Genomic DNA, 19488 nt, shown 5'->3' on the forward strand with positions numbered 1-19488 from the left:
CCCGCGAGATCTACCGCGCTCTCACCAGCACACCAACCGAACCAATCACGCAAACCGACCTCGCTCCTGCGGCTTGACATCCATAGGAGCATCCGAAACGTCTGACCGAAACCGGTGGCCCAACCAGTGGCCGAACCGGTGGCAGGCCGGTGGAACCCGGCCGTCGCGATCTCGTGTTCCGCACAAAGAAACACCCACTGAATCCAGTGGTCCGCGCTGCCTAGAGTCAAGCCGTCACAACGCCCCGGACACCCGGAGGGCCGGGCCGGGCGGTCCGTGACGGGCGAAGGGAGAACCATGGGGACGGCTGCCGCACAGGCGCCAGGAAACCCCGGGGACGGCTTACCGCCGCACCGGGAACTGTTGGACGCGGGGTGGAGCACGGCGTGGACGCCCGCCCCGCCCCGCGAGGGAGCCACCGGCCCCGAACGCATCCGGGAGCTCGCCGCCGGCGGGTACGCCGCGCTGCCGATTCCCGAGGACTTCGGCGGCGCCGGCGCGAACCTGGCCGAGGTGGCAGCCGCGCAGCGCGCGCTCGGCCGGATCGACCCCTCCGCGGCGGTCGCCCTGAACATGCACGCCTTCACCGTCGGCCTGATGACCGACTACTGGAAGCGGCACCGCGACACCACATGGATGCTGCTGGAGGGCATCGCGCGCTCCGGCGCCCTCGTGGCCTCCGCGTTCGCCGAGCCCGGCGGCAGCCCCAACTTCATGACCAGCACGTCCGAGGCCGTCCAGACCGAGAAGGGCTACCGCGTCAGCGGCGTGAAGTACCCCTGCTCACTGGCCACGACCGCCACCCTGGTCTGTCTGACCGCCCGCGTCACCGACACCGACGAGACCATCCTCGCCCTGATCCCGAGCTCCTCACCGGGTCTGGACGCGGAGGGCGAATGGCCCTCGCTCGGCATGCGGGAGTCGGACACAGCCCGGCTGGTGCTGCGTGACGTCGAGGTCGACGACCGGCTCGTCTTCCACCGCGGTCCCGCCGACGTCATCGACGAGAACGTCACCGCCGGCATGGCCTGGTTCTCGGTGCTGCTGACCGCCACCTACCACGGTGTCCTCAGCGGACTGCTGGACACGGCGTACCACGGACTGAGCGTCTCCGGGCGCTTCGGACCGCGCACCGCGCTGCTCGGCCGTGCCACCCGCGAACTGCTGACCCTCGGCGGAGCCTGCCGCCAGCTCGCCGCGGACATCGACACGGGCACCCTCGGCGACGAGGCGGCCATGGCCGCCGCGGTGGCCCTGCGCGCCACCCTCAGCGACACCCGCGACCGGGTGCTGTCCGCCCTCACCCCCGTCGTCGGCAGCCGTCTCTACGGTCGCGGGCAGGAGGCGGCCGGGCTCGCGCTCGACTCGCTCGCCGCCCATCACCACCCGCCGTCCCTCCTGGTCTGCGACGAGGTCGTCGGCAGCTTCTGCACGGGGCGCGAGATCACCTTCGACCCGGCCGACTGACCCCCGTCCCGCTCGCGGGCACCACACAAGGAGACACACCACCATGCCGCATGTCGAGGTCAACCTGCCGATCAACGCCCCGGTGGCCGAGGCGTGGACAGCCGTCACCCGCCTCGAGGACTACGCCGCCTACATGGAGAACGTCGAGTCGGTCACCGTGATCGGCGAGAGCGACACCGGGGTCCGCACCAGCGAGTGGTCGGTCCTGCTGAAGGGCTCGGTCCTGGAATGGGTCGAGACGGACACCCTCGACCACGACACAAGGGTCATGTCCTTCGACCAGGTGTCCGGGGACCTGGACCTGTTCACCGGGTACTGGAGGGTCGAGGACACCGGTGACGGCACCTCGGTCGTCACCTTCAGCGTCGACTTCGAGATAGGCATCCCGCTCCTCGCCGACATGCTCAACCCGGTCGCCACCAAGGCACTGCGGGAGAACGCCGAGCACATGCTGCGGGCCATCGAGCGGCGGATCACGGCGGTCTCGTGACCACGCCGCCCCGAATCCTGGTCACGGGTGCCACCGGAGCCGTGGGCAGCGCGGTCATGCGCGCGCTGCGGGCGGCCGGCCACACACCGCACGGGGTCAGCCGACGCGGCGGCGGGACCCCGGAGCTCTCCGCCTGGCACATCGGCGCGCAGGAGGTGCCGCGGGAACTGCGGCACCCCTGGGACGCCGTCGTGCACTGCGCGGCCGACACCCGCTGGAACCTCCCGGACGAGGACGCCGAGGACGCCAACGTCGCCCCGCTGCGCGCGGTGCTCGCCCTGGCAGGCCCCGACACCCACCTCGTCCACCTGTCCTCGTCCTTCGTGACGGGACTCCAGGGCGACATCTCCTCGCCCTCCCGGGACGCCTACCGCAACTCCTACGAGTGGTCCAAGGCGCATGCCGAACGCATCGTCCACGCCGAGCGGGACAGCGCCGACATCGTGCGCTTCCCGATCGTCATGGGCGCCAGGGCGGACGGCGCGATCGACCGCTACAGCGGCTTCTTCTGGCTGCCCGCGTCGATGTGCAGCGGAGCCGTGCCCGCGCTCGTCGCCGAGGAGAAGGGCCTCCTCGACATGGTCAGCACCGACGACGTCGCCGACCACGTGACCCGACTGCTCGCCTCCGGCCCGCCCCGCGGGCACCGGCTCTCCGTCCTCGGCCGCGGCGACGGCGCCCAACGCGTCGACGAGGCCTTCGACACCGTCCTGGAGGCCCTCAACGCCTGGCGGTCCGAGCACGACGTACCCCCGCTGGACCGGCTGCCGTACGTGACGCCCCAGCAGTGGAACCGCTTCTACCTGCCCTTCGCCGAGGAGTACCTGGACCGGGCGCAACTGCTGAAGGTGACCGCCTTCCGCGCCTACCAGGGCTACCTGTCGGTGACCGACCCGTTCGACGTCACCCACCAGGTCCCCGACACACGGGACGTGCTGTACCGGTCGATCCGGCGCTGGGCGCAGACCCACCCGAGCTCCGCCCGCCGCGTCCCGCGCCCCTGGCGCGCCTGACCGCTCCCCGTTCCCCACCCCCCGTCACCCAGGAAGAGATGGCCATGCTGTCGATCGAAAGAGACTCCCGCACCGTCGAGGACCTCCCGTACGAACTCGTCGAGCGCAAGGGCGTGGGACACCCCGACACCATGTGCGACGCCATGGCCGAGCGCATGTCCCGCTACTACTCCCAGTACTGCCTCAAGGAGTTCGGGGGCGTCGCACACCACTGGTTCGACAAGGTCACGCTGTACGGCGGCGGCGCGGACGTCGACTTCGGCCGCGGCGAGATCACCTCCCCGTACCGCGTCAAGGTCTTCGGCAAGGGCGCCTACCGCGTCGGCACGGACGAGATACCGGTGCACGACATCATGTTCCGGGCCGCCGCCGACGTCCTCCGCGAGGTCACCACCGGCTTCGACCCCGAGCGCCATCTGGTGATCGAGCTGGGCATCGTCGACCACCAGGGCTCCGGACGCGGCGTCTCCCGCTACCAGCCGGCGTCCCCCGACGACCTGGTGCCGCTGCGCTCCGCCGGTCTCGTCTCCAACGACACCAACCTGCTGCACGGCTACGCCCCGCTGTCGCGCCTGGAGACCGCGGTGCTCGGGCTGGAGAACCTCATCAACGGCGCCGACTTCAAGAAGCGCCACGCCGACACCGGCTGGGACGTCAAGGTCTTCGGCAGCCGGCGACACGACGCCTTCAGCCTCGTCGTCAACATGCCGTTCCTCGCGGCCGACATCACGACGATGGACCAGTACCGGGCCCGCAAGGCCACCATCCAGCAGGAGCTGGAGGAGTACGTCACCTCGCTCGGCCTGCGGGACTTCCGCATGCTGATGAACGCCACCGACCGCAACGGCCGCCCCTACCTCACCGCCCTCGGCTCCGTGGCCGACACCGGTGACGTGGGCGTCGTCGGGCGCGGCAACCGGGTCAACGGCCTCATCACCCCGATGCGCCCGATGAGCATCGAGGCGCCCGCCGGCAAGAACCCGCTCGACCACACCGGCAAGATCTACAACGTGATGGCCATGCGCCTGGCCCGGCAGGTCCACGAGCAGTTCGGCGGCCCCTCCCAGGTGCACATCTTCACCTCCAAGGAAGCCCCGCTGGAGAGCCCCGACGAGGTCGTCGTCACCTCGCCCGAAGCGGACGAGACCAGCCTCAGGGAACTGGTGGAGAAGACGGTCGCGGGTTACGGCGACCTGACGGCGGAACTGATCGAAACGGGCATCACCCTGTGGTGACCCCGGACTCGGCACGCGCGCTGTCGGCCACGGCGCGGGACACCCGACGCCGCGCCGACAGCGGCCGGCCGCCCGTGCCGGCGCCCGAGAGCGGCAGCCACGCCGCCGTGGTCGTCAAACCGGAGGTGATGACCGCCCCGCTGGCGGCGGACATGCTCGCGGAAACGGTCGGAGCCCTCGGCCGTCAGGGCGTGACCGTGCTGCGCTGCGCCGTGCTGACGGCCGCGGACTTCGCCGCCCGCGGCGACCTGCTGCTGCACTACCCCCGCCTGCACCGGGTGGCCGCCGACGGCACCACCGCGCTGACCTCCGGTGCGCGTAGCTCACTGGACGACCTGCGCGAACGCACGGGCGTACGCGACGTCCTCGCGGCCTATGTGGCGATGGCCTGCGGCGACCTGTCCCCGCGTGCCCTCGAAGAGCGCTGCCGCCGCGCGGGCATCCACAAGCTGGGCTCCGGTTCGTACGCCTCCGTCACCGAGGTGAACGACCGGCCCGTGACCGTGCTCAACGGCTTTCTGCCCGCCCTGGACCAGGGCTACCGGACGCCCGACGCTCTGGTCGGCCTGCTGGAGTGCCACAGCGAGCGCCCCGTGGCGGAACTGCGCGAGGAGGTCCTCGGCGACCTGCACCCGTTGCGCGCCCGCTCCGGCTCACTGCGCGGCACCCTCGGAGCCCTCGCCCGCGAGCACGGAGTCGACCTCTCCGAGGGGCGCAACGCCGTGCACCTGTCCGCCGGGCACCTGGAGGGCATGTTCCAGAACTGGCGGTACTTCGCCGCCAAGGACGGCGACGGCCTGGGCAGTACCTCCCTGGGGCGGACCCTGGCCCGTGCGGGCCTGGACCCGCGGGCGGCGGCCGCGCTCGCCGCGGACCCCGACGTCACCGACGGCCCCGGGCGGACGCTGTCCCCGCACGGGGCCACCGAGAACCTGGACCGCGACGAGGTCGTCCGCCTCGTCGGGCGGTGGATCACCGCCGGGACGACGACCACCGAGAAGGAGTTGGCGCGATGAGGAGCGGGGCACGTGGACTCGCCGGACGCACCGCGATGGTGACCGGCGGCGCACAGGGCATCGGCGCCGCGGTGGTCGAGCGGCTGTGCTCGGAAGGCTGCCGGGTGCTGGTCTACGACAAGAGCGAGGAGCACGGCCGGGACGCGGTCGGGAAATGGACCGCCGAGGGCTACGAGGTCAGGCTCGCCGTGGGCGACGTCACCGACGCCGCCGCCGTAACGGCCGCCCTCGCCGGCCTCCCGGAGGGCTGGCCACGGCCGACGCTGCTGGTCAACCTGGCCGCCGGGTTCGTCTTCAAGGGCCTGGAAGCGACCGCCGAGGACTGGCACGCCGCGCTCGACCCGACCATCGTCGGGCTCTCGCTGGTCACCCGGGAGTTCGTCGCGGGCCTCCCCGACCGCGACGCCGACGCGGCCATCGTCAACATGGCGTCGATATCGGCGCACATCTCGCAGAGCGGCTACCTGACCTACAACACGGGCAAGGCGGCCGTGCTCGGCTTCACCCGGTGCACCGCCGAGGAACTCGCCCCCCGCGGCATCCGCGTCAACTCGGTCAGCCCGGGCACGGTGTGGAACGCCAACAACGAGCGGTTCCACCGCGAGGCGCTGGGCCTGGACCGGGCGACGGCCGAGGCCGCGCCCGAACACGGCGGCAAGTTCCTGCTGAAGCGCTTCGCCGACCCCGAGGAGGTCGCGGCGCCGATCGCGTTCCTGCTCTCCGGTGAGGCGAGCTTCATCACCGGCACCGATCTCGCCGTCGACGGCGGCTACCTGGCGGTGTGATCCAGTGATCGACCTGCACACCCACCACAACCGGTGCGGGCACGCCGACGGTTCGCTGCGCGACTACGTCACCACGGCCCTCGACAAGGGGGTCAAGGTCCTCGGCCTGTCCGACCACACCCCCATGTTCGCGGAGGAGGCGGATCACGCGCTGCCCCCGGTGGCCATGCCGAAGTCGGAGTTCCCGTCCTACATCGCCGAAGCGCTGGCGCTGAAGGAGGAGTTCGCCCGCAGCATCGAGATCCTCGTCTCCACGGAGGCGGACTTCTTCCGGGGCCGGATGGACCCGTACACGAAGGCGCTGAGCCGGTACCCGCTGGACTACGTGATCGGCTCTGTCCACATGTTCGAAGGCCGCGACATCTTCGACACCACCCGCTGGGAGACCGTCGAGGACAGCGAGCGGGAGCTGGCGGCGGTCAAGGGGCGGTACTTCCGTGCCGTGGCCGAGTGCGCGCGGTCCGGCCTGTTCCAGGTGATGGGACACGTGGACGCTCTGAAGGGCAACCATCCGAAGCTCGGCACCGTCCCCGCGCCCGCCGCGGCCGACGAGATGCTCCGGGCGATCCGGGACTCCGGCGCCGTCATGGAGATCAACACATCGGGCGGTACGAAGATGCACGGCGGCTGGTACCCGGAGCACGACCTCCTGGAGCGGGCGCACCACTTCGGCGTGCCCGTCACCTTCGCCTCCGACGCGCACGTACCCGAGCGCGTCTGCGACCAGTACCCGGACGTGGTCCGTGTCCTGCACGACATCGGCTACCGCACCTGGACGGTGTTCCGCCGGGGCACCGCCCGCACGGTCCCGCTGGCCTGACACCGCCGAAGGCGGCCCGCTCACGCGACGCCCCGCCCCGGAGGCACCACAGCCAACCGGCACGTGCGCCCTGTGCTTCGGGCGCCCCGAGTGCTTTCGCGGTTGAGCGGTTGAGCGGTTGAGCGGTTGAGCGGGCGAGCGGCGGAGCGGCGTACCGCCGTGTCGCGTCGCGTCGTTGACGCGCGAGCGCGGCCCGGCGGGCCCTGCGCGCTCCCGGGGCGCAACCCGTCGGGCCGGCCCCGAACCGGCTCAGCCGCTCCCGGTCTCCCCTCGGACCACCGCCACCGGACAGTGGGCGTGGTGCAGCACTGCCTGGCTCACCGAACCCAGCAGCAGGCCCGAGAAGCCGCCGCGGCCGCGACCGCCGACCACCACCAGCCGGGCCCTGCGGCTCGCCTCGATCAGCGCCTCACGAGCCCCTCCGTGCACGACCTCGTGCCGCACCTTCACGCTCGGGTGCCTCTCCTGATGGCCGGCGAGTGCCTCGGAGAGCAGACGCTCCGCGCTCGCCGCCGGTCCTCCCGACTCGTCGGCGTGCTGCATCGCGGTGTGCACCGAGGGAGGCATCAGCGTGTTCCAGGTGGTCCAGGAGTGCAGGGCCACGAGTTCGGCACCGCTCAGCGTCGCCTCGGCGAAAGCGAATTCGACCGCCCTCGCCCCCGCCGAGGAACCGTCGACCCCCAGCACGACGGGCCCCTGGCTCTCGCCGTGCTCCCGCACGACCAGCACCGGACACCGGCTGTGAGCCGCCAGGTGCACTGCCGTCGACCCCGCCACGAGCCCGGCGAAGCCACCCATGCCCCGCGATCCGACGACCACGAGATCCGCCTCCCTCGACTGTGCCACCAACACCGTCAGGGGTTCCCCCGTCACCACGGCGTGGGAGACGTCCAGGTCCGGCTCCACCGCCCTGGCCCGCTCCTCCGCCTCGGCGACGATCGGTTCGGCCAGGGTCAGCACACCCTCCTCCGGGCCGGGAGGAGGCGGTACCAAGGGCACGTGCAGGGCCGGCCACATGAGCGCGTGCACGACCCGCAGCCCCGACCCACGCCACCGGGCCTCCCTGGCCGCCGTCTCCACCGCGGCAAGGCTCGATGCCGAGCCGTCCGCTCCCACCACGACCAAACCGCTCACACCCAAACCGCTCATCGCTCCTCCGCTTCCGTGTCCTCAGGTTCCCTCCGGCCGCACGGCCGCACGGCCGCACGAGCCGCCACGGGCCGTGATGGCCGTCCCGAACGGGCATTCGGCATCGAACGGGCGGCGGCGCGCGTCCCGTCGACCGTGGCGGGCGCTCGTGGCCATGTCGCCTCCCGGACAGCCCCGGGCCGTCACGGCGAGCCCTCATGGGAAGCCGCCCGTCCGGTGGACCGCTCGGTCCTTCGCCACCCCCGCCGTGTCGTGGCCCGGCAGGCCGGGCGGTGCGCGTCGCTATCCACTCGGCAGGTTCGTCCGATGCCTCCCCGCCGGGCGGGCCAGCGCGTCGACGGCAGCGGCGAACAGCCACGGCATCCGCCGAGCCAGGGGAACCAGCGCCGCACGAACCGGCGGCACCCGTGTCGCGCCGAGGAGGGCGTGGGTCAGCCACCGGTAGCGCCGTGTGAGCCGGAGCCACTCCCGCTCATAGCCCGCCAGGTCACCTGCCACGACGGCCCGGACGGCGGCCGGTGCCTGCGCCAGCGCCAGCGCGATGCCCTCACCGGTCAGCGCGTCGACGTAGCCGGCGGCATCGCCGACGAGCAGCACGCGGCCGGCGGTGCGCGCGCTCGTGTCCTGGCGAAGCGGGCCCGCCCCGCGTACCGGTCCGGCGTGCCCCGCCGCCACCAGCCGCTCCCGCAGTTCGGGGAAGGCGGCGAGGTGGTCGTCGAAGGATCCGCGGGTGGCGGTGAGCACCGCGACGCCGACGAGGCCGTCGGCCACCGGGGTGACGTAGGCCTCCGCGTCGGGGGCCCAGTGCACCTCGACGTGGTCGCTCCACGGGGCGAGCTCGTAGTGGCGCCGCAACCCGTGCCGCGTGCGGGCCCGGTGCGGCCGGTCGAGGCCCAGGGCCCGGCGGACCGGCGAATGCAGTCCGTCCGCCGCGACGAGGTGGGCGGCACGGGTGCCGTCGACCAGCACACCGTCCTCGTCCTGCTCGACGCGGTGTGCGGTGCGCTGATCGATCCGTACGCCCGCGGAGAGCACCGCCTCGCGCAGCGCCGCGTGCAGTGCCGTGCGGCGGACCCCCCGGCCGGGGCCCGCCGCGAAGTCGGCGTGGATCCGCCGCCGTCCGGCCACATAGCGGATGCCGCGCAGGCCGTGACCGGGCGGGTGCACGCCGAGCGCCGCCAGCGCGGCGACGGCACCGGGCATCAGCCCCTCGCCGCAGGCCTTGTCGACCGTGCCGGGGCGTCGTTCCCACACGGCGACGTCCAGTCCGGCTCGGGCCGCGTGCAGGGCCGTGGCCAGCCCTGCCGGACCCCCGCCGACGACGAGCAGGTCCATGGGGTCTCCTTCAGGTCAGTTGGGCCAGGGCGGCGTCCTCGGTGCGGATGCGGGTGGCGAGCAGGAACCCGTTCAGCGCGGTGAAGGCGACCGCCGTGACCCAGGCCGAGTGCACCAGGGGGAGCGCGAGCCCTTCCGCGACGACGGCGACGTAGTTGGGATGCGGAATCCAGCGGTAGGGGCCGCCCGACACGCGTGCGGCGCCCGGGACGACGATCACCCGGGTGTTCCACTGCCGCCCCAGGGTGGCGATGCACCACCAGCGCAGCCCCTGCGCGGCCGTGACGAGGGCGAGCATGGTCCAGGCGAGGACCGCCACCGCGTCCGGCCGGCGCAGCCACACCTCCACGAGCGCCCCGGCGAGCAGGCCCGTGTGCAGGACCACCATGAACGGGTAGTGCCCCCGCCCGGCCTCCACGCCGCCCCGCGCGAGACTGAGCGCGGCGTTGCGCCGGGACACGACCAGTTCGACCGCCCGCTCCAGTCCGACGGCCAGGACCAGCAGGGTGAACAGGACCTCGCTGCTCACCGCCCACCACCCGGAGCGCGCAACAGCACCAGCTCGGAACAGAAGCCCGGCCCCATGGCCAGCATCAGCCCGTGGGAGCCGGGTGGCGGCGGACGCTCGGCGAGCGTGTCCGCCAGGACGTGCAGCACCGAGGAGGAGGACAGGTTGCCGATCCGGCGCAGTGAGTCCCAGGTCATTCCCAGGGCGTCCCGCTCGACCCCGAGGGCTTCCTGCAGCGCTTCCAGGACCTTGGGGCCGCCGGGGTGCGCCACGTACCAGCCGAGGTCGTCGCGGGTCAGACCCTGGTCGGCGAGGAATCCGCGGACGTCTTCGCCCACGTGCCGCCGCACCAGGTCGGGAACGGAGGGGTCGAGCACGATCTTCAGGCCGCCGGAGCCCACGTCCCAGCCCATCATGCGCTCCGAGTCGGGGTAGAGGCGGCTGCGCGACGCGAGGACCTCGGGACGGGCCGGGTCGTCGCACTGGGCGAGCGGGTGCTCGGCGCCGACGGCGACCACGGCCGCGGCGCCGTCCCCGAACAGGCCACCGGCCACGAGATTGGCGGTCGAGGTGTCGGTGCGCTGAAGGGTGAGCGAGCACAGTTCGACCGACATCAGCACCGCGACCCCGTCCGGGCGGCCGCGCAGCAGGTCGTGCAGGCGGGCGACACCGGCCGCGCCCGCCACGCAGCCCAGGCCGACGAGGGGCAGGCGCACCACATCGGGGCGCAGCCCGATCTCGGCCGCGACGCGGGCCTCCAGCGAGGGGACGGCCAGTCCGGTCACCGTGCACGAGACGATGTAGTCGACGTCGGCGGGTGTGAGGCCGACGCCCTTGAGCGCGTCCACGACCGCGCGAGCGCCGAGTTCGACGCCCGCCCGGATGAAGACGTCGTTCGACTGGCCGAAGTCCTCGAGCCGGGCGTACTCCTCCAGCGGGAGCACGGTGTGCCGGGTCTCGACGCACACGTTGCGGTGCATCCGTTCCACGATGCCGTGTCGGGCCGTCTCCTCGACCAGCATGGTCGTGGTGACCAACTCGGTGATGTCCTCCTGCCGGTGGCGGTGTTCGGGCAGGGTGCCGCGGACGCTGACGATGCGCATGGTCATGATGGCTCCTCTGGCCGGCTGGTCGAGAGGGTGGGGGTTGCGAGTGCCCGACCGCCTCCGGGCGTGAAGGGCGGGGCGAGCCGGCCGAGGGGAGGCCGAGGACGACGGAGCCGGTTCCGGCCCGCGTCCGGGCCGGAACCGGGCGAGCGGGACCCTGTCACCGGGAGGCCGAAGTGGCCGGCCGAGTGCCTCATCAGCCGGCCGCCACGAGCAGGGCGACGTCGAGCAGGGCGATGGCGGCCCCGGCCCGGAAGGGGGTACGGCCGCGGGCGGTCAGGGTGAGCAGGGTCAGGACCGCCACCAGCGCGAGAACCGCCCACGCCCAGCTCGGGGGCGTCCCAGCGGGGCCGAGCACGGCGACCGGCGAGGCGGCGGACAGCAGCACGGCGGCAAGGACGCGTGAGCGCCGTTCACCGATCCGGTGCGGAAGGCCGCGGACGCCGGTACGTTCGTCGTCGGCCAGGTCGGGCAGCGTGTTGAGCAGGTGAGCCCCGACACCGAGGGCGGCGCCGACGCCGGTCATCCACAGCGGTGCCCAGCCCCCGGCGGGGGAGGCGAGGGAGACGACCGAGGGCAGCGACCCGAAGGCGCAGGCGTACGGCACCCAGGACCACGCGGTCGCCTTGAGCCCGAGGTTGTAGGCGTGGCCCGCGCCGGTGGCGAGGGTGGCGTTGACCAGCGCGCTGCGCCAGCCGGCCGGCGCGGACAGCACGAGGCAGGCGAATGCCGCCACTACCAGTGCCGGCACCACCCCGCCGACGTGGAGGGCTCCGGTGGCCAGCGGCTTGTCGGTGCGCCCGACGGCGCGGTCGCGACGGAGGTCCAGCAGGTCGTTCCCCCAGCCGATGGTGAGCTGGCCGGCGAACACCGCCGCGGTGACCGCGACGGCGTCGAGTGGCTGCAGGTCGGCGCGCAGCGCGAGCAGAGCCGTGACGGCGGTGACCGCGAGAGCGGGCCCGCCATGGGCGGCGACGAGCAGCGCGGGCACGCACGGCGATCCGGGTCGCGCCGGGACCGCGCGGGCGGTCACGGGCATCGCCGCACCTCCGTCGGGCCATGACGGCTCGCGACACCGTGGGCACTCGTCGTGCCGTGGAGCGTGCGCGGGTGCGGCACGGACGTCGGGACGGGTCCGAGGGCCGGCACGCACGGGCCACGGCCTTTCACCGAGCACACCAGGGGCATACAGGATCGCTGCCACGTCACCCGCCCGCTCACACGAGGCACTCCGGCATTCGGCGGACGCCCCGACGGCCATGCCGCCGCCGTTTCCGCCGCGGAGGACGAGGCCGCAGAATGGGTCTATGGACATGGACGTCCTCACGGTCTCCGGCGTGCGGGACAGGCTCGGCAAGGCGCTCTTCCGCCGCGTCGCGGGACCGGACGGTCCCGCCAACCGTGCTCGCATCCACGACACTCCTGGGCCGCGCTGGTTCGGCCCCGAACGGCCCATCCGCGTGGTGCACGGGGACGCGTCCATGTTCATCGGCGGACTGCGTGCCCTGCTGCTGCAATCCCTGCACCCGCTGGCCATGGCCGCCGTGGCCGCTCACTCGGGGTACCGCGGTGATCCCTGGGGGCGGCTGCAGCGCACCAGTACGTTCCTCGCCGTGACGACGTTCGGAACCGCCGACGACGCCCTCGGCGCCGTCGAACGGGTCCGCGCGATCCACGAGCGGGTCAGCGGGACGACGACGGAGGGCGAGCACTACCGGGCCGCCGACCCCCACCTGCTCGAATGGGTGCACATCACCGAGACGGACAGCTTCCTGCGCGCCCACGAGCGCTTCGGCGCCCAGCCCCTCGCCTCCGGAGACTACGACGCCTATGTGGCGGACACGGCGAGGGTGGCGACGGCCCTCGGGGTGCCCGACCCGCCCCGGACACGGGCGGAACTCGACTCGCGCCTGGCCGCGTACCGTCCGGAACTCCGTGCCACCCCGGACAGCAGGGCGGCCGCGCGCTTCCTGCTGGTACACCCACCGCTGCCGCTTGTCGCCCGGCCTGCCTATGCCCTGCTCGCCGCCAACGCGGTGACGTCCCTCCCGGACTGGGCCCGCCGGCTGCTGGGCCTTCCCCGTCTCCCCGGCCTGGAGGACGTCGCGGTACCGCTCACCGGCCATGTCCTGACCAGGGCGATCAGGTGGAGCATGAGTCACCCTTAGGTGGACTTCTGAGGACCGCCGCGGCGGCACGCCGAAGTGGGCCACAGGGCCACGCGGAACGGCGGCGCACCGGCCTTCGCCTGAGCCCTACTTCGTCCTCGGCGTCACCTCGGCGTCGACGGGAAGACCCAGCCGGCCGGCCACAGTGGTGAGGGCCGTTCCCAGCGGCAGCGCTACTCGGGTGACGGCGTGCCGGTCGCCGCGGGTGGCGTCCCGGTTGACGATCAGCACCGGCGTCCCGGCCTCGGCTGCCTGGCGGACGAATCGAAGCCCTGACATCACGGTCAGCGAGGAGCCCAGGACCAGCAGCGAGGCCGCCTGGCGGACCAGGGAGCGGCAGTGCTCGACCCGCCGCGGCGGAACGGCTTCACCGAAGAACACCACGTCCGGTTTGAGGATGCCGCCACAGGCCGCGCAGGGCACCACGTGGAAGTCCGCGACCTGCTCGTCGGTGAGGTCGGCGTCGCCGTCCGGGTTGATTCCGGCGGCCACCGGCTCGAAGCCCTCGTTGGCCTCCTCCAGCCGCCGGGCCAGTTCCCGGCGCGGGCTGAACGCGCCGCAGGAAAGACAGACGACCCGCTCCAGGCTTCCGTGGAGTTCCACGACGCCCTCGCTGCCGGCGGCCTGGTGCAGCCCGTCGACGTTCTGGGTGATCACACCCGCGAGCAGACCGTGCCGCCCGAACGCGGCGACGGCACGGTGTCCGGCGTTGGGTCGGGCGCGGCCGAAGGTGCGCCGGCCGAGATGGCTGCGCGCCCAGTAACGGCGCCGGGCGTGGGCGCTCGCGGTGAAGTCCTGGTACGTCATCGGGGTGTGCCGGCTGAGGCTCCCGCCCTCGCCCCGGTAGTCGGGGATGCCCGACTCCGTGGAGATGCCCGCCCCGCTGAGCACCAGCACACCGCCGGAGCCCAGGGCACGGGCGACGGGTCCGAGGTCCGTGGTGCCCGGCGGCAGGTCCTCGGCAGGGGACCAGCTCAGGGTGGGGCGCATCCGCATGCCGCCCAGGGTACGGAACACGCTGCCACCGGCGTTCCCCCCGCGAAAGGTCCCGCAGACGCAGACGCAGACGCAGACGCAGACGCAGACGCCGACACCGACGTGGCCAGGCGCGACCGACGTCGGGGAGGCGGTCCTCCGTACACCTGAAGGCACGTCGTCCCGGACGGGCACCGCCTCGCCGGTTCGGCTGCGTTACCTCCGGTGCGGCCGCTGTCCCCCTGCCGGATGCCCGTCCACCCCGCGGCCGGCTGCCAGGCACAGGGGACATGAGCGGTTTCCCCGCGAAGCGGTGACATCGACGTTGCGATACGGGGCAGACGAACGCGGCACAGTCCATACGGGTGTCCGGCAGGAGGAGTCGGTGGCTGGTCATGAGGTCTACGCGGCCGGCGCATTCGTGGCCGTGGCCGTGGTGCTGCTCGCGCGATGGTGCCTGACGGGCCGACGGGTCCTCCCGGCACGCGGCGGCGGTGTTCCGGCACGCCTCGCGCCGGACGGCGCCCGGAGACGCGCGGCGCATGACCTCCATTCAGCAGTGAGCCGACCTCTTGAGACACCCTGATCCGATCCGGCACCGACGGGGTAACGGGACGTCATCCGACCCCGCTGGAGGAGGAGAACGAGGATGACCGATGACGCCTACCTGTTCCTGCTCGACGACGGCTCCCCGTCGTTCGGCGTCGCCCCCGCCGCGGTGGGCGACCTCGCTTGCATGGAGACCCCGGCAGTACGCGCATGGCTGGACGCCCACCACATCACACCGACCTCGCCACACCTGCGTCTGCTGCCACCGGAGGACACGGCGGCGATCCCCGACGGGGCGGAACGACTGCCCGTCCCGCTGAGTGACGAGGAAATGAGTCGGCTCCGACACCGGTTGGCACCCGAACCGCTCGCCAGGGTCGAGGAGGAGCTGCTCGCCTACCGCGACTGCACGGAGGGCCGGGACGGCTTGATCGGACGCGCGCTGGCCGCCGGCGTACCACCCCACCGCATCGTCGAACTGACCGGAGTGGATCCCGCGACGGTGACCGCCGCGGCGGACGGCTGATCACGCCGGTGGCCTCCGGGCCCGCCGGCCTCGCATACTCGGCGAAGGTTCCTCCACGGCCACGGAGGGCGTCGGCCTCCTGCGTGTCCAGAGCGGCAAGATCACCGAGATGTGGCTCTTCCCCGGTCGGCGACCAGAGCGCCGAGGACGCCTTCCGGGGCAGCTGAAAGCCGCCGCTGCCCTCCGGGACCGGCCGGCCCCGGAGGGCCCATGGACGGGGCCGAGACCCCCGAGAACCATGAGGAGATGCCGCGCCGGTGCGGTCTCCCAGGACCCGCAACCGGGCGAAGACCGCTCCCAGAAGTACGCCGCCCCCAGCGGATGCCCCGGCAACCTCCTCGTCCCTGGCCGATCGACAACGCCACTGCCTTCGACGGCATCGCCGGCGCCGGGTTCCGCCCCGAGGACTTCCGCTTCTCGTCCAGAGCGCGCCCGCCTGTCCGCCGTGTGCCGAGGACCGCCCGCCACCTCCAGGCGGGGTCCACCATCTTGGTCCACCATCTTGCTCGTCCCGCCGACCGTGATCGAGAACTCCTCGGCGATGTCCGGGATCCGCGGCCCCGGCCGACGCAGCAGCAGGTGCAGCACCCCGAGCAACCGCCCTTCGACGCCGTTCCACACTCGATCTCCAGCGAGACCAGCTCCCGCCACCGTCGCTTCAGGTCAGCCGTCATTCGGCTTCCGGACTCCAGGTCATGGCAGGGACGGGCGACTTCGCCTGCCAGGTGGGCCGCGGGGTGATCCGGCCGTACATGCTGACGGCTCCCGTCCCGTGTGCCGGGAGGGGAGCCGTCCAGGGGTGTCCGGAGGCGTTCTGCCTTCAGCAGGTCATGCGTGACGGTGCGTGTGCCGGTTACCGACGATGAGGCGGTAGAGGGCGAGCAGGATGACGGAGCCGACGATGGCGGCGATCCAGGTGGAGAGGTCGAAGAACCCGTCGATGGAGTCGACGCCGAATATGGCCTTGCCGAGCCAGCCGCCGAGGAGGCCGCCGGCGATGCCGATGAGCATGGTGATGATGATGCCGCCGGGGTCCTTGCCCGGCATCAGTGCCTTGGCAATGGCGCCGGCGAGCAGGCCGATGATGATCCACGCGATGATGCCCATGGTGCCTCTCCGCTTCGTCGTGTAAAGGCTGTGTCAGCTCATCGTCTGCACCAAATGCGCCAGAACAAACGTGCCGGCTTCAGCCGGTGCTCCGGCCGGTGCGAACGCTGTGAGCCGACGGCGGCGGGCCGGCTGATGCACGAGCGCGGTGACCGGCCGCTTGCCGGGTCACCGCGATCACGCTCGCCAACCGCCAACCGCCAACCGCCAACCGCCAACCGCCAACCGGGCACGGGGGACGGGGAACGCGGAACGGGGAAGGACCGTGTGACCTCCCCAGGTCACGGCCCTTCCCCGGCCAGCGCCAGCCGTCTACCCCGCCGACGCGAATTCATACACAGCTGTCGACATCCTGCCGCTGACCCTTTGTCGGCCTGCCCGGATGGTGACGAGGCTTGAGGCCTCCCGCGGGCGGACGGCCTCCCAGGGACTCGTGGCGATCAGAAGCGGCTGACCATCCCCGGGATGCCCGGCGGCGTCGGCAGCGGCAGCGGGCTGGGGGTGCTGCGTTCGCCCGCGGACGGAGCGGCCTTGCAGGTGATGTCCTTCGCGGGGAGCTTGCCGGTGGTCAGGTAGGTGGTGGCCGTCTTGTCGGCGCACGACTTGGTGCCGTAGATGCCGTGCCCGACACCTCCGGCGACCGTGACCATCCTTGAACCCTTCATGACGCGGCGCAGGCCCTGGCCGCTGGTCAGCGGCGTCTGGGAATCCCACTCGTTCTGGAGGATCAGCGCGCCCACCTTGTTGCCGATCTTCGTGGCGGGCTCGCTGCCCTGCTTCTTCCAGAAGGCGCACGGCTTGATGTGGGAGGCGAAGTCGCCGTACAGCGGGTACCTGGCCTTGTCCCGGATCGCCTCCTCGCGGTACTGCTCGGGATCGCGCGGCCAGGCGCGGGTGTCGGCGCAGACGACGGTCCAGAAGCCTGCGTCGCTGTTGTCCCCGGGCACCTTCCCACCGAAGGACGGGGGGACGGGCTCGGGCTTCCTGGGCTCCCGGTCGGCGGACGAGGGAGCGCCGGCGGCGGCCTTCTTCAACTCCACGACCGCTTCCGCGGCGTCTCGCGTGCCGAAGAAGATGCCCCGGAGGCCACCGCGGATGTCGTCACCGGTCAGCAGTATGCCGTCGAGGTCGATGGGCTTGCGGTCGGCCTGGGCGACCAGGTCGTAGAACGTCTTGCGGACCGCCTCGGGAGTGTCACCCAGCTTGTACTTGGAGTTCCGACGGGCGGTCCACTCGGTCCAGCGGGTGAAAGCCGGCTCGGCGCCCTCCGCCCACACCTGGATCATTCCGCGCCAGATCCGGGCCGGGTCGACGGCACTGTCCAGCACGAAACGGTCGGAACGCTTCGGGAACATCTGCGTGTAGACGGCGCCGAGGTAGGTGCCGTAGGAGTACCCGAGGTAGGAGATCTTCTTCTCACCGAGCACGGCGCGGATGACGTCCATGTCCCGGGCGGTGTTGCGGGTGGTGATGTGGCGCAGCTTGTCGCCCTGCTTCTTGTCGCATTTCTCCGCGACGGTCCGGGCCCACTTCACGTCCTTGGTGAACGTCTCCGCCTTGTACGGCCGTTCCCAGTTCCGCTCGCCGGACGTCAGGCCACAGCTGACGGGTGAACTCCGCCCGATGCCCCGCGGGTCGAAGCCGACGAGGTCGTACTTGTTCTTCACCGCCTTCGGCAGTTCACCGGCCAGGTAGTGCGGCATCTCGACGCCCGTGCCGCCCGGACCACCCGGGTTGAGCAGAAGCACACCGCGCCGTTCCTTCTTGGTGCTCGTCCTCATCCTGGATATCGCGAGGTCGAGCTTCTTCCCGCCCGGTCTGGCGTAATCGAGCGGCACCTTGATCGTGGCGCACTGCAGGGAGGCGGGCAGCGACTTGTCGCAGCGGTGCCAGGCCGGCTTCTGCTGAAGGTAGGGGCGCAGCGGGTTCTCCGCGGCGGACGCCGTGGCGGGGGTCAACGCGGGGACCAGTGTGGCGACCGCGCTGACCGCCACGAAGAGAGCTGTTCGACTGTTGCGCACGCGTGTTGGGTCCTTGGGTCGATGCGTATGGGACGCACCCACCCTGCCTCGCACGGGACGCGGATTGATCCTTCTACAGGGCAGTGTTTCTCCCACCGTGGACGGACGGGGAGTTGGAGTGGATCGTGCTGGAGTCGGACAACCGCGACCGGCACTTTGCCCTCTGCGTCACACGCGGCTCCCGCTTCGGCCTCGCGCACGGACGTCGGCCAGGCGCGGCCGGTGTCCACCACGCTCGTGATCAATACAGCCGGATCGGACAAGTCGCCGGACGGAGCGGCGCACGCAGCCATCAGGGTCGCGGAGCAGCGCCCGAGGGCCACCGGAGCCGACCCGGCGGCCCTCGCGTAAGACCAGTAGGGCAAGATCGAAGCGGAGGGATCGACGGATATGTTCCGTCCCCTCGTACAGTGCCCTGCCCTACGAGGGCCTGGGCAGTCAGTAGGACGAATCAACGGGGTAGAGCATGAATACGTGGAAGACTCGCGTGGCGCCGTCGGCCGTGGGCGCCCTGGCGCTCGTGGTGGCGCTGACAGGCTGCAACGACTCGGCGACGGGCAAGGACAAGGGCTCTGGGACGCCGGAGGCGAACGGCAAGGCCACGAGCGCGAAGACGGTCTACCGTCTGGGCGAGGCCAGTCCGCCCCAGGAGTCCAGCATGAAGCGGTCGAAAGGCAGCACGTTCACGGTCACCCCGCTGAAGGTGGAGACCGGCACGAAGGCCGACGTGGCGAACTCCGGTCTGAAACTGGATGAGAGCGACGGCCCTCAGGTGCCTGTGTACGTGACGGTCAAGTACGCCCACGAGAGCGGCAAGGCCATGCCGCTGGGGGACATGGATGACGATCTGGTCGTCAAGACCAGTGGCAACCAGCGCACCAAGGCCCTCATCGTTCTTCTGGGACAGGCCACGTGGCCCAACTGCCCGGCGGCGGACACCGAGAAGCAGCTGAGCGCCGGACAGTCCGAGACGGTGTGCACCGCCTTCCTCATCCCCGCGGGCCAGAAGCCCGCCGCCGTCGAACTGGCACAGGGCTTCTACAACCCGCCGCTGGAGTGGGCGGTCAAGAAGTAGGGAGGGTACGGAGCGCCGCCGACCGGCACTCAGGGCCCTGATCGACCCCGCGAGTGCCGGAGCGGGTCCGCCGCTCCGGCACGAGCCGGGACTCGCCTGCTACGCGCCCAGACCGTGAACGCCCCCACCAACCAGCTTGGCCA

The 19488-nt window shown here is 72.0% G+C and carries 18 protein-coding genes; 10 read left to right on the top strand and 8 right to left on the bottom strand.

What is annotated here, in order from left to right:
* Window positions 1–297 precede the first annotated feature (297 nt).
* From AC067N_RS36880 to AC067N_RS36910, 7 genes are read left to right on the top strand one after another with little or no spacing between them, the layout of a single operon-like run.
* The gene (locus tag AC067N_RS36880; protein ID WP_478683321.1) at window positions 298–1467 is read left to right on the top strand and encodes an acyl-CoA dehydrogenase family protein; all 1170 of its coding nucleotides are present in this window, start codon (window positions 298–300) and stop codon (window positions 1465–1467) included.
* 43 nt (window positions 1468–1510) lie between these two features.
* On the top strand, window positions 1511–1957 hold the full coding sequence (locus AC067N_RS36885) for a type II toxin-antitoxin system RatA family toxin (protein WP_478683322.1): 447 nt from the start codon (window positions 1511–1513) through the stop codon (window positions 1955–1957).
* Window positions 1954–2970 carry an NAD-dependent epimerase/dehydratase family protein gene (locus tag AC067N_RS36890; protein ID WP_478683323.1) on the top strand — a complete coding sequence of 339 codons (1017 nt, stop codon included), beginning with the start codon at window positions 1954–1956 and terminating at the stop codon, window positions 2968–2970. The genes AC067N_RS36885 and AC067N_RS36890 overlap by 4 nt, the downstream gene beginning before the upstream one ends.
* Before the next feature lie 44 nt (window positions 2971–3014).
* The gene (locus tag AC067N_RS36895) at window positions 3015–4205 is read left to right on the top strand and encodes a methionine adenosyltransferase (RefSeq protein ID WP_478683324.1); all 1191 of its coding nucleotides are present in this window, start codon (window positions 3015–3017) and stop codon (window positions 4203–4205) included.
* Window positions 4202–5221, top strand: coding sequence for a hypothetical protein (locus tag AC067N_RS36900; RefSeq protein WP_478683325.1), 1020 nt, complete (start codon window positions 4202–4204; stop codon window positions 5219–5221). The genes AC067N_RS36895 and AC067N_RS36900 overlap by 4 nt, the downstream gene beginning before the upstream one ends.
* On the top strand, window positions 5218–6006 hold the full coding sequence (locus AC067N_RS36905; RefSeq protein WP_478683326.1) for an SDR family NAD(P)-dependent oxidoreductase: 789 nt from the start codon (window positions 5218–5220) through the stop codon (window positions 6004–6006). The genes AC067N_RS36900 and AC067N_RS36905 overlap by 4 nt, the downstream gene beginning before the upstream one ends.
* A 4-nt stretch (window positions 6007–6010) precedes the next feature.
* Window positions 6011–6826, top strand: a complete 816-nt coding sequence (locus AC067N_RS36910) for a histidinol-phosphatase (RefSeq protein WP_478683327.1) — start codon at window positions 6011–6013, stop codon at window positions 6824–6826.
* Window positions 6827–7075: 249 nt separating this feature from the next.
* Here the strand turns inward: AC067N_RS36910 and AC067N_RS36915 are convergent, their stop codons facing one another.
* The 5 genes from AC067N_RS36915 to AC067N_RS36935 all read right to left on the bottom strand — a co-directional run bounded on the left by AC067N_RS36915 (window position 7076) and on the right by AC067N_RS36935 (window position 11963).
* Window positions 7076–7975 (bottom strand): universal stress protein, encoded by a 900-nt coding sequence (locus AC067N_RS36915; protein ID WP_478683328.1) that lies wholly within the window; start codon window positions 7973–7975, stop codon window positions 7076–7078.
* Window positions 7976–8257: 282 nt separating this feature from the next.
* Window positions 8258–9310: an NAD(P)/FAD-dependent oxidoreductase gene (locus AC067N_RS36920; RefSeq protein ID WP_478683329.1), complete on the bottom strand. Its 1053-nt coding sequence runs from the start codon at window positions 9308–9310 to the stop codon at window positions 8258–8260.
* Between the two features lie 10 nt (window positions 9311–9320).
* Window positions 9321–9839, bottom strand: coding sequence for an isoprenylcysteine carboxyl methyltransferase family protein (locus AC067N_RS36925; RefSeq protein ID WP_478683330.1), 519 nt, complete (start codon window positions 9837–9839; stop codon window positions 9321–9323).
* Window positions 9836–10927: a type III polyketide synthase gene (locus tag AC067N_RS36930; RefSeq protein WP_478683331.1), complete on the bottom strand. Its 1092-nt coding sequence runs from the start codon at window positions 10925–10927 to the stop codon at window positions 9836–9838. The genes AC067N_RS36925 and AC067N_RS36930 overlap by 4 nt, the downstream gene beginning before the upstream one ends.
* A gap of 193 nt (window positions 10928–11120) precedes the next feature.
* The gene (locus tag AC067N_RS36935; RefSeq protein ID WP_478683332.1) at window positions 11121–11963 is read right to left on the bottom strand and encodes a UbiA family prenyltransferase; all 843 of its coding nucleotides are present in this window, start codon (window positions 11961–11963) and stop codon (window positions 11121–11123) included.
* A gap of 274 nt (window positions 11964–12237) precedes the next feature.
* On the opposite strand from AC067N_RS36935, the gene AC067N_RS36940 reads away from it, so the two are divergent.
* A complete protein-coding gene (locus tag AC067N_RS36940) occupies window positions 12238–13092 on the top strand; it encodes an oxygenase MpaB family protein (RefSeq protein ID WP_478683370.1) in 855 nt (284 codons plus the stop codon).
* Between the two features lie 87 nt (window positions 13093–13179).
* Here the strand turns inward: AC067N_RS36940 and AC067N_RS36945 are convergent, their stop codons facing one another.
* A complete protein-coding gene (locus tag AC067N_RS36945) occupies window positions 13180–14088 on the bottom strand; it encodes an NAD-dependent protein deacetylase (protein WP_478683333.1) in 909 nt (302 codons plus the stop codon).
* A 628-nt stretch (window positions 14089–14716) separates the two neighbouring features.
* Between AC067N_RS36945 and AC067N_RS36950 the strand changes: the two genes are divergently transcribed.
* A complete protein-coding gene (locus AC067N_RS36950; RefSeq protein ID WP_478683334.1) occupies window positions 14717–15142 on the top strand; it encodes a DUF6003 family protein in 426 nt (141 codons plus the stop codon).
* A gap of 828 nt (window positions 15143–15970) precedes the next feature.
* Here AC067N_RS36950 and AC067N_RS36955 read toward each other — a convergent pair.
* Together AC067N_RS36955 and AC067N_RS36960 are read right to left on the bottom strand one after the other, a co-directional pair.
* Window positions 15971–16249, bottom strand: coding sequence for a GlsB/YeaQ/YmgE family stress response membrane protein (locus AC067N_RS36955; RefSeq protein WP_478683335.1), 279 nt, complete (start codon window positions 16247–16249; stop codon window positions 15971–15973).
* A 440-nt stretch (window positions 16250–16689) separates the two neighbouring features.
* Window positions 16690–18270: an alpha/beta fold hydrolase gene (locus AC067N_RS36960; RefSeq protein WP_478683336.1), complete on the bottom strand. Its 1581-nt coding sequence runs from the start codon at window positions 18268–18270 to the stop codon at window positions 16690–16692.
* Window positions 18271–18736: 466 nt separating this feature from the next.
* Here AC067N_RS36960 and AC067N_RS36965 point away from each other — a divergent pair, with 466 nt between their 5' ends.
* Window positions 18737–19345, top strand: a complete 609-nt coding sequence (locus AC067N_RS36965; protein WP_478683337.1) for a hypothetical protein — start codon at window positions 18737–18739, stop codon at window positions 19343–19345.
* Window positions 19346–19488 lie beyond the last annotated feature (143 nt).

This window comes from Streptomyces sp. NPDC042364 (assembly GCF_056437585.1).